The 14,256-nt window shown below is 64.0% G+C and carries 17 protein-coding genes; 5 read left to right on the forward strand and 12 right to left on the reverse strand.

The annotated features are described in order from the left end of the window. Nucleotides 1-5: 5 nt before the first annotated feature. The 3 genes from FJW04_RS04820 to FJW04_RS04830 form a co-directional block, all read right to left on the reverse strand. Nucleotides 6-269: a metalloregulator ArsR/SmtB family transcription factor gene (locus FJW04_RS04820; RefSeq protein WP_010911936.1), complete on the reverse strand. Its 264-nt coding sequence runs from the start codon at nt 267-269 to the stop codon at nt 6-8. A gap of 31 nt (nt 270-300) precedes the next feature. After that, nucleotides 301-1,548: an MFS transporter gene (locus FJW04_RS04825; RefSeq protein ID WP_015315355.1), complete on the reverse strand. Its 1,248-nt coding sequence runs from the start codon at nt 1,546-1,548 to the stop codon at nt 301-303. A 90-nt stretch (nt 1,549-1,638) separates the two neighbouring features. After that, nucleotides 1,639-1,833, reverse strand: a complete 195-nt coding sequence (locus FJW04_RS04830) for a DUF1192 domain-containing protein (protein ID WP_015315356.1) — start codon at nt 1,831-1,833, stop codon at nt 1,639-1,641. Nucleotides 1,834-1,955: 122 nt separating this feature from the next. Between FJW04_RS04830 and FJW04_RS04835 the strand changes: the two genes are divergently transcribed. The 3 genes from FJW04_RS04835 (at nt 1,956) to FJW04_RS04845 (ending at nt 4,365) form a co-directional block, all read left to right on the forward strand. Beyond that, nucleotides 1,956-2,966: an NAD(P)H-quinone oxidoreductase gene (locus tag FJW04_RS04835; RefSeq protein ID WP_140712681.1), complete on the forward strand. Its 1,011-nt coding sequence runs from the start codon at nt 1,956-1,958 to the stop codon at nt 2,964-2,966. Between the two features lie 201 nt (nt 2,967-3,167). Then, complete coding sequence (locus FJW04_RS04840; protein ID WP_013892619.1) at nt 3,168-3,308, forward strand: DUF1127 domain-containing protein; 141 nt, start codon at nt 3,168-3,170, stop codon at nt 3,306-3,308. 361 nt (nt 3,309-3,669) lie between these two features. After that, nucleotides 3,670-4,365 carry a DUF1013 domain-containing protein gene (locus tag FJW04_RS04845; RefSeq protein WP_015315358.1) on the forward strand — a complete coding sequence of 232 codons (696 nt, stop codon included), beginning with the start codon at nt 3,670-3,672 and terminating at the stop codon, nt 4,363-4,365. A gap of 64 nt (nt 4,366-4,429) precedes the next feature. On the opposite strand, the gene FJW04_RS04850 is transcribed toward FJW04_RS04845, so the two are convergent. The 4 genes from FJW04_RS04850 to FJW04_RS04865 form a co-directional block, all read right to left on the reverse strand. Further along, on the reverse strand, nt 4,430-5,149 hold the full coding sequence (locus FJW04_RS04850; RefSeq protein WP_013529238.1) for a YafY family protein: 720 nt from the start codon (nt 5,147-5,149) through the stop codon (nt 4,430-4,432). Nucleotides 5,150-5,221: 72 nt separating this feature from the next. After that, nucleotides 5,222-5,629 (reverse strand): hypothetical protein, encoded by a 408-nt coding sequence (locus tag FJW04_RS04855; RefSeq protein WP_140712683.1) that lies wholly within the window; start codon nt 5,627-5,629, stop codon nt 5,222-5,224. A gap of 64 nt (nt 5,630-5,693) precedes the next feature. Continuing rightward, nucleotides 5,694-6,284, reverse strand: coding sequence for a DJ-1/PfpI family protein (locus FJW04_RS04860; RefSeq protein WP_015315360.1), 591 nt, complete (start codon nt 6,282-6,284; stop codon nt 5,694-5,696). 85 nt (nt 6,285-6,369) lie between these two features. Continuing rightward, complete coding sequence (locus FJW04_RS04865; RefSeq protein ID WP_015315361.1) at nt 6,370-6,537, reverse strand: hypothetical protein; 168 nt, start codon at nt 6,535-6,537, stop codon at nt 6,370-6,372. A 265-nt stretch (nt 6,538-6,802) separates the two neighbouring features. Here FJW04_RS04865 and FJW04_RS04870 point away from each other — a divergent pair, with 265 nt between their 5' ends. Together FJW04_RS04870 and FJW04_RS04875 are read left to right on the forward strand one after the other, a co-directional pair. Then, nucleotides 6,803-7,756 (forward strand): ring-cleaving dioxygenase, encoded by a 954-nt coding sequence (locus FJW04_RS04870; RefSeq protein ID WP_140712685.1) that lies wholly within the window; start codon nt 6,803-6,805, stop codon nt 7,754-7,756. A 116-nt stretch (nt 7,757-7,872) separates the two neighbouring features. Next, nucleotides 7,873-8,034, forward strand: a complete 162-nt coding sequence (locus tag FJW04_RS04875) for a hypothetical protein (protein ID WP_015315363.1) — start codon at nt 7,873-7,875, stop codon at nt 8,032-8,034. A 26-nt stretch (nt 8,035-8,060) separates the two neighbouring features. Here FJW04_RS04875 and FJW04_RS04880 read toward each other — a convergent pair whose 3' ends face one another. The 5 genes from FJW04_RS04880 to FJW04_RS04900 form a co-directional block, all read right to left on the reverse strand. Continuing rightward, a complete protein-coding gene (locus FJW04_RS04880) occupies nt 8,061-8,777 on the reverse strand; it encodes an SGNH/GDSL hydrolase family protein (protein WP_140713267.1) in 717 nt (238 codons plus the stop codon). Between the two features lie 146 nt (nt 8,778-8,923). After that, on the reverse strand, nt 8,924-9,667 hold the full coding sequence (locus FJW04_RS04885) for a thioredoxin family protein (RefSeq protein WP_015315365.1): 744 nt from the start codon (nt 9,665-9,667) through the stop codon (nt 8,924-8,926). Between the two features lie 173 nt (nt 9,668-9,840). Next, nucleotides 9,841-10,866 carry a class I fructose-bisphosphate aldolase gene (locus tag FJW04_RS04890; RefSeq protein ID WP_140712687.1) on the reverse strand — a complete coding sequence of 342 codons (1,026 nt, stop codon included), beginning with the start codon at nt 10,864-10,866 and terminating at the stop codon, nt 9,841-9,843. Nucleotides 10,867-11,011: 145 nt separating this feature from the next. Further along, nucleotides 11,012-12,208, reverse strand: coding sequence for a phosphoglycerate kinase (locus FJW04_RS04895; protein ID WP_140712689.1), 1,197 nt, complete (start codon nt 12,206-12,208; stop codon nt 11,012-11,014). 154 nt (nt 12,209-12,362) lie between these two features. Continuing rightward, entirely contained in the window at nt 12,363-14,243 is a 1,881-nt protein-coding gene (locus FJW04_RS04900) for a potassium/proton antiporter (protein WP_140712691.1), read from the reverse strand. Nucleotides 14,244-14,256 lie beyond the last annotated feature (13 nt).

The raw sequence follows: 14,256 nt of genomic DNA on the forward strand, positions 1-14,256 counted from the left end.
GAAGATCAGGCTTCCCAGAATTGGTCGAGCCAGATGTTGAGTCTGAGGAAGCCGGCATTGCTCACCGTATAGACACGCCGCGTGCCTTCAGCCTTGGCATTGACCAGCCCGGCGTCGAGCAACACTTTCAGATGCTGTGATACCGCCGGGCGGGAGACTGGCAGCCCGGCCGCCAATTCGTTGACGGTCTTCGGACCGCGTCGAAGTTCTTCCAGAAGATGGCGCCGATTGGGATCGGCGATCGCCATGAAGGCGTCGGAAAACATCATGCCTCATTTGTGAGGCAAAGTTTTTCAAATCTCAACTGTTTGCTTCTGCTTTTCTTCTCGGATCGAGCCGCAATGCTTCGGGGGTCACCGAACGGTCGGCCGGCTGCGTCTTGAAGGCATCGCGATCTCCGATCGGCACCGGCGCGCGGCGGCTGATGCGCAGCAGCGTGTAGCCGGCCAGCGACAGATGCGCGAAGGCTGTCGCCAGGAACAGGCCCTCCGGGCGCATCCAGCCCATCAGGGCGGCGGCCAGCAACGGCCCGATCATGGTGCCGAAGCCGTAAAGCAGCAGCAGCCCGCCCGACACCTTGACGAAATCTTCCGACCGGGCGTGGTCGTTGGCATGCGCTACGGCGATCGAATAGAGCGTGTAGGCGAAAGCGCCGTAGGCGGCGGTGAAGACGAGGACGAAGACCGCCGAGCGCGGCTCGAACAGGAAGATGAGCAGCGCAAACAGCGCCGCGCCGAAGGCGGCACCGGCCAGCACGAAACGCCGGTCGGTCTTGTCGGAGAGGCGCCCGGCCGGAAGTTGCATGGCGGCGCCGGCGACGACCACCAGGCTCATCATCAAGGCGATCTCGGCGGTGGAGATTCCGATGCGGGCGCCGTAGACGGCGCCGAGCGTGCCCCAGGCGCCGTTGGCGATGCCGATCAAAAGGCAAGCGATCGCCGAGACCGGCGAGTTGGCGTAGAGTCCCTTGACGTCGAGCTTGACGTCCTGCAGCGGCTTGGGATGCGAGGCGGTCGACACGGCCGTCGGGATCAGTGACAGGCAAAACAGGATGCCGGTGATCATGAACAACGACGCCGATTTCACGTCGCCGCCGGCGACGATCATCTGGCCGCCCATGATCGAGGCATAGGTGACCATCATGTAAAGGCCGAAGACGGTGCCGCGGTTCTCGTTGGTGGCTTTCTCGTTCAGCCAGCTTTCGATGACCATGAAGGCGCCGGCCATGGTGAAGCCGGTAAAGGCACGCAGCAGGATCCAGACATACTCGTCGATGATCAGACCGGTGAGCAGTGCCACGATCGCGCCGGACGCGGCAAAGGCGCCGAAGGCGCGCACATGTCCGGCGCGGCGCACGATGCGCGGCGCAAAGAAACAGCCGGTGACGAAGCCGCCGGCCCAAGCCGTGCCCATCAGACCGAGCGAAGCGGTCGAGAACCCTTCCACCTGGCCGCGCAAGGGCAGCAGCAGCCCGTGCAATCCCGATGCCGCCAGAAGAAAGGCGGTGCCGCGAAGCAGGGAAAGGATCGGTCTGTAGGCTGCGAGCATTTTTTGATCCGACTGGGGGACTGGGCGGGGACGCGGGTTTGAAGACAGTCGCATTCGGGCTTTTCGGCGGCGGGCGATTGCCCCAGCGATTTATCCGCGGCGGAACAGCGCCTCGGCAGCCGATTTGGTGGTGTCCTTGGTCTTGAGTTCGGCCTCCAGCCGGGCGATCTCGTCGCGCAGGATACCGATGCGCTCTGACAGTTCACCGACGGAAAGCAGCGACAGGTCTTGCCCGATCTCGTGCGGACGTGCCTTCTTCTTGGGTTCGTCGTCGAAGATCGCCATGGCTGCTCCTCCTCCGCCAGACCAGATTGGCCATTTGCCTGATTTGGCAATGAGCATACATAGGGCAAGGGCGTCGATGCAAACAGCCGGTAAGAGTGCGGCGAGGAAAGACGGAAAACTTCATGGCGAGCGGACAGAAAATTCCGGCACGGATGACGGCGATCGTTATCTCGGAGCCGGGTGGCCCACGGGTGCTGAAACCGGAAACGCGCGACGTACCGCAGCCCGGCCCCGGCGAAATCCTGATCAAGGTGCATGCCGCCGGCGTCAACCGGCCGGACGTGCAGCAGCGCAAGGGGGCCTACCCGCCTCCGCCCGGTGCATCGGACCTGCCGGGCCTCGAGGTGTCGGGAGAAGTGGCCGCTCTTGGCGACCAGATATCGCGCTGGCGCATCGGGGACAGGGTCTGCGCGCTCACGCCCGGCGGCGGCTATGCCGAATATGTCAGGGTTCATGCAGGCAGCGTTCTGCCACTGCCGGCGGGCTTCACCCACACGGAAGCGGCGGCGGTGCCGGAAAACTATTTCACCGTCTGGCACAATGTGTTCGAACGCGGCGGCCTGAAGAAGGGTGAGACACTGCTCGTCCATGGCGGCTCGTCCGGCATCGGCACCACGGCGATCCAGCTCGCCTCGGCCTTCGGCGCTTATGTGATCACCACCGCCGGATCCCAGGAGAAATGCGACGCCTGCCTGAAGATCGGAGCCGACCGTGCGATCAATTACCGCGAGCAGGATTTCGTCACCGCGGTCAAGGAGGTGACCGAAGGCCGAGGCGCCAACGTCATCCTCGACATGGTCGGCGGCGACTATGTCCAGCGAAACTACGAGGCCGCCGCTGTCGAGGGCCGGATCGTGCAGATCGCGGTTCAGGCAGGCGCTGTCGCCAGTGCCGATTTTTCCAAGGTCATGGTCAAGCGGCTGACCCATACGGGCTCGACGCTCAGGCCGCGCACAGTCGAATTCAAGGCGGCGATCGCGGCGGCGCTGGAGGCACAGGTGTGGCCTCTGCTGGGCACGCGCAAGGTGGCACCGGTGATGGACATGATCTACCCGCTTACCGACGCATGGCGCGCGCATGAGCGGATGGAGGAGGGGGAGCATATCGGCAAGATCGTGCTCGACGTCGGCTAGGACGCCAGCATTTTCGGCTCGGCCCGACCGGATCTCGACACGGTCTGGCCAGCGTCCTTCGCCCCTGCCTACAAGATGAACAGAAGCTTAATGGTGCAATGCAGCATTTGCATCATTGCTATGCAAAATCGGCTGTTCAAGTCCCGCCCGATGATCACTATTTGAGCATCATCGAAACGAACCCAATTCAGGAGGACTACCATGAACCCGATCCGTGCTTTCCGTAACTGGCGCATGTATAACGAGACCGTTCGCGAACTGAACCGCCTCAACGCCCGTCAGCTCAGCGACCTCGGCATCAACCGCGGCGACATCGAGCGGATCGCCCGTCAGGCGATCTGATTGCAAGCGCGACCCGCCGCAAGGCAGGGTTGCAATGCAGAGCCGCCGCAGACGCTTGTCGTCGCCGGTTCCAAACCCGCTGGACCCTGTCCGGCGGGTTTTGTCTTTTGGGGGGATTGGATTCATCTCGGCTTCGGCGTGATATGCCATGGCGATCCGCGGCAAATGCGGCGGCAGGGTTTGGACCGCCGTGGCAAACGTTAGCCGTCACCGCGTGCCTTGGTTGGCCACGTCGTTCCCAGCTCTTCCAAAAACGTTGCGAAACGACCTGAGAGCAGTTATACAGGCCGCGAATTTCCCATTTTGGTGGCTCTAAACCACCGCCCGCGCGGGAACGCGGGCGAACGAGAAGGATTTGCACATGGCCAATACGCTGCTTATGCCCAAGGCGACCGCCGTCTGGCTGGTCGACAACACCGCGCTTTCCTTTGAGCAGATCGCGCAGTTCTGCGGGCTGCATCCGCTCGAGGTCAAGGCGATCGCCGACGGAGAATCAGCGCAAGGCATCAAGGGCATGGATCCGATCATGACCGGCCAGCTGACCCGCGACGAGATCGCGCGCGCCGAGAAGGATCCGAACCAGCGCCTGAAGCTTTCCGACCCCAAGGTGCGGGTACCCGAATCCAAGCGCAAGGGTCCGCGCTATACGCCGCTGTCGAAACGTCAGGACCGGCCGAACGCCATCCTGTGGCTGGTGCGCAATCATCCCGAACTGAAGGACGCGCAGATTTCGCGCCTCGTCGGCACCACCAAGTCGACGATCGAGCAGATCCGCGAACGCAAGCACTGGAATTCCGCCAATCTGCAGCCGATGGACCCGGTGACGCTGGGTCTCGCCTCGCAGATCGACCTCGACATGGAAGTCAACCGCGCCTCGCGGGGCCGCGAGCAGGCGCAGCCGGTCGGCGACACGCTGCTGCCGGCGGCATTGACCGAGCGGTTGGTGCCTGCACCGGAGAAGCCGAAGGATGAGGACGCGGAGCTCGATGCAAACGCCGTCTTCGCCAAGCTGTCGGCGCTGAAGTCGAAGGACACCGATACGGACGACGAGGAATAGACTTTTCGCCAACGCAACAAAATAGCCCGCTTCGAGCGGGCTATTTTGTGCGGCTCGGCCAGTCTCAGCTTCGCGCCGCGCGGTCGGGCGCCATGCCGTAGTCCTCGCTGCGCTCCACCGCCCGGTAGAAATCGGCAAGCTGCTTGCCGCGCTCCGGCTTGAAGATTCGGCCGGCGATGACCACGGAGGCAATGCGGTCGATGCGGAAGGCGCGGAAATCATCGCGCATCTCGCACCAGGCGACCAGTGTCCATACCTTGCCCCAGAACCACAGGCCTAGCGGCCTGATATCGCGCGCGGTGCCGCGGCCGGCTTCGTCCGAGTAGTCGATGGTCAGCACCTGGCGCTTTTCGACCGCGCGCTCGATCAGGTCGATCGCCTCGCGGGCGGCATCGCTGACCACCCACATCGGCGTGTGGATCTCGGTGCGGGCGATGCGGTCCTTCTCGGCATCGGGCAGCACGGCACCGATCTTGACCAGTGCCTCGTCGGCGGCCCGCGCCATGGCGGCGCCGCCAAAGGCGCGCACCATGCGGGCGCCGGCCACCAGCGCCACGATCTCGTCACGCGTGAACATCAGCGGCGGAAGGTCGAAACCCTCCCTCATCATGTAGCCAACGCCAGCCTCGCCGTCGATCGGCACCCCAGTCGACTGCAGGTCGGCTATGTCGCGGTAAATGGTTCGCTCGGAAACCTCGAGCCATGTGCCGAGCTTCTGGGCGGTGACAAGGCGGCCACCACGCAGATGCTGCACGATCTGAAAGAGCCTGTCGGCGCGGCGCATCGTTTGCTTCCCCAGTGTTTTTCCCATGCATGCCGTGGCTCCCTGACCGGATCCACTTCCACATGACATGCATTACGGCTTCAGCCCTTCGCGCTTGCGCTGCGCGGCGACGAATTCCGCGCCGAAGGACAGTTTCCTCGTTGTCGGCGTCTTCGCATCGAGAACGCGCCAGAAGGGAGCGACGTCGCTGAGCGTCATGCCGCGCTCGAGATACTCCTTGGCAGCCTCGGCGACCGTACGCAGATGATAGCCCATGGTGACCGGGCATGTCACTTCGGCGCCATGCTCGATGGCAAGGGCCGTGCGCAGCGCGCGAACGTCCATATCGACGCCTTCGGGGATGGAGCGGATGAAATCGTCGACCTGGCGCGCGGTCGGCACCAGCATGGGCTGGCCTTCGATAACGTCCCCTACCGTGCGCGGCGTTGGATTCACACCGTTGATGCCAGGCGCGTTCAGCCTGTCGTTCCAGTTTTGCATCGATCGTCCTCGGCCGGCCATACGCATTATTCCACCATCGCACGCACCTCCTGACAGCATGCTGTCAGGAGGCTTCAGCATACTCCTTGGCGAACAGCGTCCGCATCTGCGCGAGTTCGCTGCCTTTTTCCGGGTAGAGCGTCTGCAGGAAGGCAAGGGCGAAAGTGCCGGGCGCCGAACCTGGCGCGGACACGATTTTGCCGTCGGCCACGGCATGTGGCACATCCTGATAATTGCCGTCGCCTGCATAGCCGGACTCGTGACGGCTGATCCAGTCACGGCCATTGCTGGTATGTCTGGCGTTCTCGAACATGCCGGCTCGGGCCAGCGCCAGCGTTCCCGCACAGATGCCACCAACGACACCGCCGCGCGATGCGACAGCCATCAGCAGTTCGGCAGCATCCGGCGGCGTCTTGCCCGCCCAGTGGTCGGAACCGATGACGGCCACGGCATCGAGATCGGTATTCTCATTGATGCTGGCCGAGCGGTCTGGCGTCAGCTTAAAACCGCTGATTCCGGTCACCGGCTTGCCGTCGGGCGTCAGCGACACGGCGCGAGCGCCGAACCATTCGACCGCCGAGGCCGCCAGCAGCCCATATTCCCAGTCGGCAAAACCTTCGATGAACAGAAAGCCGATTGTCTTCTGATCGGACATGAGCTCGCTCCATCCCTCGCGCGCCGGACTTGATATCTGGGTGCTGACGCGTGAGCATCCAACCGCTGCGTTGAAAATTTTCGTCTCAATTGCCGTGATGTCGACGCTCGGCATACATGTCCGGCCAGCCGATATCCTTGCGAATGTCTGCGGGCAGCGCGTTCATGAACCGCTGGGTCCGGATCTCGTTGCGCATCGTGCGGATCTTGCCGACATAATGCTGCATGCCGCGCAGAATGGTAAAGCCGTTCATGACCAATCTCCTCTCTCTAACCGGAGACACTATCGCACACCCCTCCTGACAGCAGTCTGTCAGGAGGATGGCAGGTCGTGTGGCGACTGTTCCGTTCTTGTCGTGACGGGTCGCGCGAGCGCGGATTGTTCACTAAGGAAGGGTTAATCGAGGCAGTATTGTTCATAGCTTGGCGACGAACTGTCGGGATAGGCGGCCTTCAGCGAAGTGACCGGAGTTCTGATATGAAAGGAGAAAATTCTTCCCCAAAAACAGGGAGACCACCATGAGCTTGCAACTGACAGGAATTCACCACCTGACCGCCATCACCGCCAATGCGCCCGGCAATCTTCACTTCTACACGAAGGTGCTGGGGCTGCGGCTGGTCAAGAAGACAGTGAACCAGGACGATACCTCGGCCTACCACCTCTTTTATGCCGACGGCGAGGCAACGCCGGGTACCGACCTCACCTTCTTCGACTGGCCGATCGGCCGCGAACGGCGCGGCACACACAGCATCGCGCGGACTAGCCTCAGGGTCGGCAGCCAGGAGAGCCTTGGCTGGTGGAAGCAGCACCTCGCCAGCGAGGGCATCGTGACAGGAGAGATTGCCGATGTCGGCGGCTACAAGTCACTGGATTTCGAGGACCCCGAAGGCCAGCGCCTGCGGCTCGTCAGCGATGGCGGCAAGGGCGGCAGCCATCCCTGGGCGCAAAGCCCGGTGCCGGCCGAGCATCAGATCCGCGGACTGGGGCCGATCGTTATCAGTGTTCCCGACATCACCAACACCGAGGCGGTGCTGGCCGGGGTGATGAACATGCGCAAGGTCCGCGACTATGCCTCGCCTGACGGCGAGGGCCAGGTCCACGTCTTCGAAATGGGCGCGGGCGGGCCGGCGGCGGAGCTTCATGTGGCCGTGCAGCCCGGGCTGGCACCCGCGAGGCAAGGCGCCGGTGCGGTTCACCATGTCGCCTTCAGGGCGCCGGACGAGGAGACGCTGCATCAGTGGACGGCGCGCCTGGCCGAATTCCGGCTGCCGTCAAGCGGCGAGGTCGAGCGCTACTACTTCCGCTCGCTCTATTTCCGTGAGCCGAACGGCATCCTGTTCGAGATTGCCACCGACGGGCCAGGGTTCACAGCCGACGAGCCGCTGGAGACGCTGGGCGAAAGCCTTGCCCTGCCCCCGTTCCTGGAGGCAAAACGCGCATCGATCGAGGCTGGCCTCAAGCCGCTGAAGTAGATTGCTGCGCGGTCAAGGCGTGCGTCGCGTTCCGCTTCGGGTTCGCGGCGCCTTTTCTTCCCCGGAGACCGAACGAACCGCTTTGACAGGCGCAAGCGTTGCTGGTCAAAGGCAGCATGACGAAACTCCTCGCCCTTGTCATCGTCGGGTTCATGGTCATCCAGCTCATCAAGCCGCTCGGCTGGCCGGGGCTCAGGCGCCGCGGCGATTTCTGGAAATTGGCATTGCTCGCCATGGCGGCGATCTCACTGGCGGCCGTGCTCGGGCACCTGACATAAGGCCTGGCGACAGCTGCGGTCGCTCTTCAGCCGGCAAGCACTGGGCCGACGAGATGTTCCGCCCAGGCCCGGTAGCCGGCCTCCGAGGCATGAAACCCGTCGGAAGCAAAACCGGCCTCGGGGTTGGTGATCGGCAGGCGCGGCGCCGGCACCGCGCCGCGCTCCAGGCAGAGGCGCTCGCCCATCCGGTTCATCGCGGTGGCGCGGATCTCGAGGATCTTGCCGAGCAGCGATGGCATGGCCGGTGCACGCGTGAACTCCAGCACCGGCGACCATACCACGCGCGCCTCCGGCCATTTGGCGCGCAGCGCGTAGAGGAGGCCGCCGAACTCCTTCTTGAAGCGCGGCACGGAATGAAAATTCTTGGTGTCGTTGGTGCCGATGGCGAGCACGATATGCGTCCACGGATCAGCCGACAGATTGGGCAGGACATGGTCGCGGATCTGACCAGATGTCGCCGAATTGAAGCCGGCGGCACGCCAGCGCACAGCGCCGCCGGTGCGCTGTGCAATCATGACGGCAAGCTGCGCGGCAAGCCCGTTTTCGGAATTGCCGATGCCGACCGAGGCGGCGGAGGAATCGCCCAGCACCAACAGCGAGATCGCCGGAGCCTGGCCCGAGATCTCGTGCATGACCGGTCCCCGCGCCGGCAGCATGCGCGAGGTGCGGCGGCGGACACCCAAGCCCTGCCAGACATAGATCGGGAAGGCGAGCCAGGTGAGGAAGGTCGGAAAGCATCGCATCGCTGGTCCATTGAACTGGTTTGCGACCAGCATCTAACGCATGTCGCGAGAGAGGTGAACGAGCATTTCCGGCGAAAACAGGATCGCCTCGAACGCTCTACCCCTTTGTTTTACGCAATTCCGAAGGCGCTCCGCACTTTTGCTGGTCAGCCATCGTGGCAATCGTGCTCCGCTTGCGGCTCGCCTGCATATTCGTCATGCAGCCGCACCCAATCCATCAGATTGCGGTAGAGGCCGGTCTCACCCCGGCCCTTCGGCGTCAGGTCCAGATAGTGGTAGGCGCCGATCAGTTGTTCGCCGCCACGGGCACGCGAAACGAAGGTCAGGAAGATATCGCCGTTCTCGTCCCTGTAGAAAACGCTGGCGCCCGGAAGCTCCTTCGATGTCCGGGGTCGGGTCTCGAAATTGTAGGTGGTGTCGCCAGCCGCGATCTGCCTGTCGGTGAAGGAGACCTGCATGTCGAAGTTGAAATCCGACGCATAGGACGACACCCAGTCGAACTTCCAGCCCATGCGCTGCCTGTAGGCTACAAGCTCGTCCAGCGGCGCGCGCGAGATCACTACCAGCGATACGTCGTGGTGCATGAGGTGCTGGTTGGCACCGTCGATATGATCGGCAAGAAAGGAGCAGCCTTCGCAATGATTGACGCAGCCCGGCCCGAACATGAAATGGTAGACGATCAGCTGGCTGTTGGCGCCAAACAGATCGGCAAGTTTCTTCGGCCCCCGTTCGGTCTCGAAGACGTAGTCCTTGCGAATTTTCAACCAGGGGAGTTCGCGCCGCTCGGCCGCGACGCGCTCGCGAAGCCGCGTCAGTTCCTTCTCGCGGGCCAGATGTGCCTTATGAGCCTCGAACCATTCTTCGCGCGAAACGACCTTGTTGCGATGCATGAACTTCTCCCTGTCTGCACCCCAAGGACGTACGGGATGGGCTCGCCCCGACATCGCCGCTGTCAGGGATGCCCAGAGAAAATAAGAATTCGAATGCCTTGACCCAAGGCCGGTGCGCCAAAACAAAACCCGGGCATGTCGGCCCGGGTTCGAAGGGAAGGATAGCAGGGGCTTCAGGCAGCCTGTTCCAGGCTCGCCTTCCATTTCCCAAGTGCCGCCAGGTGGTTCATGTGGGCGCGGTGGGTGAAGGCGGCCTGGCCGGCGGCGACGTTCGAGGCCTTGCCGCTCCATGCCTTCTGCGGGGCGGCCTGCAGCGCGCGGCCATAGGAGAAGGTCAGCTTCCACGGATGCGGGCCGATGGCGTTGATGGCATTGAGGTTGGCGGTCGCCTCCTCGTCCTCCTGACCGCCGGAGAGGAAGGCAATGCCCGGCACCGCGGCCGGCACCGTCTCGCGGAACAGCTTTATCGTTTTCTCCGCGACTTGCTCAGGACTGTCCACCGTGCCCGACTTCTTGCCAGAAAGCACCATGTTGGGCTTCAGGATCGTGCCTTCGAGGACAACACCGGCAGCGTGGAGCTCGTCATAGAGTTTTATCAGCGTCGCCTTGGAGACCTCAAAACAAGTGTCGATGTCGTGAGCGCCGTCCATCAGCACTTCGGGCTCGACGATCGGCACGATGCCGGCCTCCTGGCAAAGTGCGGCATAGCGGGCAAGCGCATGGGTGTTCGAGTTGATCGAAGTGACCGAAGGCACGCCCTTGCCGGTGTCGATGTCGATCACCGCGCGCCATTTGGCAAAACGGGCGCCGAGCTTGTAATAGTCGGCAAGCCGCTCGCGCAGGCCGTCGAGGCCTTCGGTAATGGTGTCGCCGGGAAAGCCGGCCAGCGGCTTGGCGCCGGCATCGACCTTGATGCCTGGAATGGCGCCCGCCGCCTTGATGATATCGACCAGCGGCGTGCCGTCGGCGGCCTTCTGGCGAATGGTCTCGTCATAGAGGATGACGCCGGAAATGTATTTGGCCATCGCGTCCTTGGCGCGGAACATCATCTCGCGGTAGTCGCGGCGGCTGTCGGGGGTAGATTCGACGCCGATGACGTCGAAGCGCTTCTTGATCGTGCCGGAGCTTTCATCGGCGGCCAGCAGGCCCTTGCCGTTGGCCACAATCGCGGCGGCAATGTCTTCGAGACGTTCGCTCATCATGCTTCTCCTAACCGGTTGGTATCGGCCAGCAGGACACTACCGCCAAAGGAATGACGCCGGAAAGCTCGAATCGAGCGAAAGTGGCCGGCGCTGCCGCCGGCTCCCTTCGAGTTGATCGAATTGCCGGTGAGCCGTCGTGCCCTCAGCGCTTCAGCACGTCCACGCCGGGCAATGGCTTGCCTTCCATCCATTCCAGGAAGGCGCCGCCGGCGGTCGAGACATAGGTGAAGTCGTCGGCGACACCGGCGTGGTTCAATGCAGCCACGGTATCGCCGCCGCCGGCGACCGAAACCAGCTTACCCGCCTTTGTGCGCGCCGCCGCATGCTTGGCCGCCGCCACCGTGGCGTGATCGAACGGCTCGATCTCGAAGGCGCCGAGCGGCCCGTTCCAGACCAGCGTCGCGGCGCGGTCGATCCACTCGCCGATCGTCGTCACGGTCTTGGCGCCGACATCGAGGATCATGCCATCGGCCGGCACGTCGGCGATGGCGATGGTCTCGCAGGCCGCACCCGCCTTGAATTCCTTGGCCACGACGCCGTCGACCGGCAGGATGATGGCGCAGCCGGCCTCCGCCGCTTCGATCATGATCTGCTTGGCGGTCGGAGCCAGGTCGTGCTCGCACAGCGACTTGCCGACGTCGGTGCCGCGCGCGGCGAGGAAGGTGTTGGCCATGCCGCCGCCGATGACGAGAGCATCGACCTTCTTCACCAGGTTCATCAACAGGTCGATCTTCGTCGAGACCTTGGCGCCGCCGACGATGGCAACGACCGGACGGACCGGGTTGCCCAGGCCCTTCTCCAGCGCCTCGAGTTCGGCCTGCATGGTGCGGCCGGCGAAGGAGGGCAAGAGGTGCGCCAGCCCTTCAGTCGACGAATGGGCGCGGTGGGCGGCGGAAAAGGCATCGTTGACGAAGATGTCGCCATTGGCGGCGAGCCGTTCGGTAAAAGCGGGATCGTTCTTCTCTTCGGCCTTGTAGAAGCGGGTGTTTTCCAGGAGCAGCACGTCGCCCTTGTCCATTGCGGCGACAGCGCTGCCTGCCGTGTCGCCGATGCAGTCGGAGGCGAATCCAACGGGACGGCCGAGCACCTCAGCCGTCGCCCTGGCGATCGGCTCCAGCGAGAATTCAGGCGAGGGACCATCCTTGGGCCGACCGAAATGGGCGAGCAGGATGACCTTGGCGCCCTTGCCGGACAATTCGGCGATGGTCGGCGCGATGCGTTCAATGCGGGTGGCGTCGGTGACCTTGCCCTCAGCGACGGGAACGTTGAGGTCGACGCGCACCAGCACGCGCTTGCCGCTGATGTTGCCGATATCGTCCAGTGTCTTGAAGACAGCCATGCCGGTTCCCTTTCGTCTGAAATCGCCGGGACCATACCTCGCATCAATGACGATGCAAGGCTTGGCTGGGGCCGGGTGCGAAATTTTGAGGCGGACGGGGACATAGTCCGTGAAGACCGCCCGGCCTATGTCAGGGGGCGAACGGTCGCCCGCGTCAGCTTTCGGCCGACGCTTTCTCGACCGGGGGCTCAGGGGTGTCATCCGCCTGTGTGGCCCCCCGCGCCTCAGCCGGCTTGCGCCAGCTGCGGATAAAGGCGGCGAGACGGTCGCCGATCTCGCCGGCGCTCAGGAAGACAGGTACGCGCGCCACCGGCGCGGTCGGCTCGAAGGACAGGCCGAGCCCGGTGATTTTGCCCTTGTCGTCGACGTCGCGCACAATCAGCTCGATCGGACCAAGCAGCACGCGGTCCGCATATTCGGCATGGCCGCCGAGCCGCGCCGTGACCAGCGCACCGACGGTCTGTTTCTGCTCGGCCTCGCTGAGACCGGGCGCATAGGCTGCTTCCAGTTCGGCGGCGGACCGTGCCGGATCGACGGCGAAGGCGCCGAAGAAATCGGCATCCTCCGGGTCGACGACGGCGCGGCTGGCGAACAGCTTGTCGAGCAGGCGGGGATAGCGATCGGGCACGAAGATGTAGACTTGATCGCCGGCGGCGAGCCGGCCCATGTCCTGGAAACGCATCGAGCGGCCGTCACGCAGCACCAGCGAGGGCCGCGCCCATCGCGGGATGCGTTCGCCGCGCGCCACCGGACTGCCCGGCGCCACACGATAGGCAAGGAGTTCGTGATGCGCGGAGCCGGGCAGTTCCAGTTCGACCTTGTCCAGCGGTCCGAGCCGGGCCGGCACGATCAGGCCGAGGCGCCGCGCCAGCGGGCCGACGGTCCAGCCCTGGATGACCAGGGACACCAGAACGATGATGAAGGCGGCGTTGAAGATGGTGCGGCCGTTTTCCAGCCCGCCGAGCAGCGGTGTGATGGCGAGCAGGATGGACACGGCGCCGCGCAGGCCGACCCAGGAGACGAAGGCGACTTCGGGGCGCGGCAGGCGGAACGGGACCAGGCAGAGCCAGACCGCGACAGGACGGGCGACGAACATCAGGAACAGGCCAAGCGCCATCGCAGGCACCATGATCGCCGGGAACTGCGAGGGCGTCGCGAACAGGCCGAGGATGAGGAACATGATGATCTGAGCCAGCCACGACATGCCGTCCTGGAAGCGCTTCAGGATGGTGACAGCGCGGATGTCGGAATTGCCGGCGATGAGCCCGGCGATATAGACCGCCAGGAAGCCGGAGCCGCCGATGGCACCGGCGGCGGCAAAGACCATCAAGGACAGCGTCAGCACGAAGATCGGCAGCAGGCCATGGTCGAGGTTGAGCCGGTCGACAAGGCGCACGATGGCGAGGCCGCCGAGCACGCCGACGATAGCGCCAAGCCCCATGTTGATGAGGAAGCCGAGGATCAGATTGGTGACCAGGACATTGGCTTCGGGGTTGGCGTGGGCGGCGATGATCTCGACCAGCGTGATGGTCAGGAAGATGGCGATCGGATCATTGGTGCCCGATTCCACCTCGAGCGTGGAGCGCACGCGCTCGCGCAGATTGATCTCGCCGGCGCGCAGCAGGAAGAACACCGCCGCCGCGTCGGTCGAGGCGACGGCTGCGCCGAGCAGGAAGGATTCCAGCCAGCTGAGGTCGAGCAGGTAGTAGGCGGCGGCGCCGAACAGGCCGGTGGTGAGAAGGACGCCGAAGGTCGCCAGCGACAGGGCTGGTCCTGCCGCCTGCCGCAGGGCGTTGAGCGGCGTGCCGAAACCGGAATCGAACAGGATGACGGCGAGCGCCAGTGAGCCGGCAAGATAAGCGATGCGGGCATTGTCAAACTGAATGCCGAGCCCGTCGGTTCCGGTGGCGAGCCCGATGCACAGAAACAGGAGCAGGAGCGGAGCGCCGAAGCGAAAGGCGATCAGGCTCGAAAACGCCGCGGCGACAACAAGCGCCGTGCCGACCAGCGTAACGAGATAGATCGCATGCTCCATCCGTGATTTGCCC

Source organism: Mesorhizobium sp. B2-7-3 (assembly GCF_006440715.1).
GTDB lineage: Bacteria > Pseudomonadota > Alphaproteobacteria > Rhizobiales > Rhizobiaceae > Mesorhizobium > Mesorhizobium australicum.

What these genes read in the sequence shown, in the direction of transcription:
- FJW04_RS04820 (WP_010911936.1), bottom strand. Translation starts at nt 269, where the DNA reads ATGATGTTTTCCGACGCCTTCATGGCGATCGCCGATCCCAATCGGCGC.
- FJW04_RS04825 (WP_015315355.1), bottom strand. Translation starts at nt 1,548, where the DNA reads ATGCTCGCAGCCTACAGACCGATCCTTTCCCTGCTTCGCGGCACCGCC.
- FJW04_RS04830 (WP_015315356.1), bottom strand. Translation starts at nt 1,833, where the DNA reads ATGGCGATCTTCGACGACGAACCCAAGAAGAAGGCACGTCCGCACGAG.
- FJW04_RS04835 (WP_140712681.1), top strand. Translation starts at nt 1,956, where the DNA reads ATGGCGAGCGGACAGAAAATTCCGGCACGGATGACGGCGATCGTTATC.
- FJW04_RS04840 (WP_013892619.1), top strand. Translation starts at nt 3,168, where the DNA reads ATGAACCCGATCCGTGCTTTCCGTAACTGGCGCATGTATAACGAGACC.
- FJW04_RS04845 (WP_015315358.1), top strand. Translation starts at nt 3,670, where the DNA reads ATGGCCAATACGCTGCTTATGCCCAAGGCGACCGCCGTCTGGCTGGTC.
- FJW04_RS04850 (WP_013529238.1), bottom strand. Translation starts at nt 5,149, where the DNA reads ATGCGCCGCGCCGACAGGCTCTTTCAGATCGTGCAGCATCTGCGTGGT.
- FJW04_RS04855 (WP_140712683.1), bottom strand. Translation starts at nt 5,629, where the DNA reads ATGCAAAACTGGAACGACAGGCTGAACGCGCCTGGCATCAACGGTGTG.
- FJW04_RS04860 (WP_015315360.1), bottom strand. Translation starts at nt 6,284, where the DNA reads ATGTCCGATCAGAAGACAATCGGCTTTCTGTTCATCGAAGGTTTTGCC.
- FJW04_RS04865 (WP_015315361.1), bottom strand. Translation starts at nt 6,537, where the DNA reads ATGAACGGCTTTACCATTCTGCGCGGCATGCAGCATTATGTCGGCAAG.
- FJW04_RS04870 (WP_140712685.1), top strand. Translation starts at nt 6,803, where the DNA reads ATGAGCTTGCAACTGACAGGAATTCACCACCTGACCGCCATCACCGCC.
- FJW04_RS04875 (WP_015315363.1), top strand. Translation starts at nt 7,873, where the DNA reads ATGACGAAACTCCTCGCCCTTGTCATCGTCGGGTTCATGGTCATCCAG.
- FJW04_RS04880 (WP_140713267.1), bottom strand. Translation starts at nt 8,777, where the DNA reads ATGCGATGCTTTCCGACCTTCCTCACCTGGCTCGCCTTCCCGATCTAT.
- FJW04_RS04885 (WP_015315365.1), bottom strand. Translation starts at nt 9,667, where the DNA reads ATGCATCGCAACAAGGTCGTTTCGCGCGAAGAATGGTTCGAGGCTCAT.
- FJW04_RS04890 (WP_140712687.1), bottom strand. Translation starts at nt 10,866, where the DNA reads ATGAGCGAACGTCTCGAAGACATTGCCGCCGCGATTGTGGCCAACGGC.
- FJW04_RS04895 (WP_140712689.1), bottom strand. Translation starts at nt 12,208, where the DNA reads ATGGCTGTCTTCAAGACACTGGACGATATCGGCAACATCAGCGGCAAG.
- FJW04_RS04900 (WP_140712691.1), bottom strand. Translation starts at nt 14,243, where the DNA reads ATGGAGCATGCGATCTATCTCGTTACGCTGGTCGGCACGGCGCTTGTT.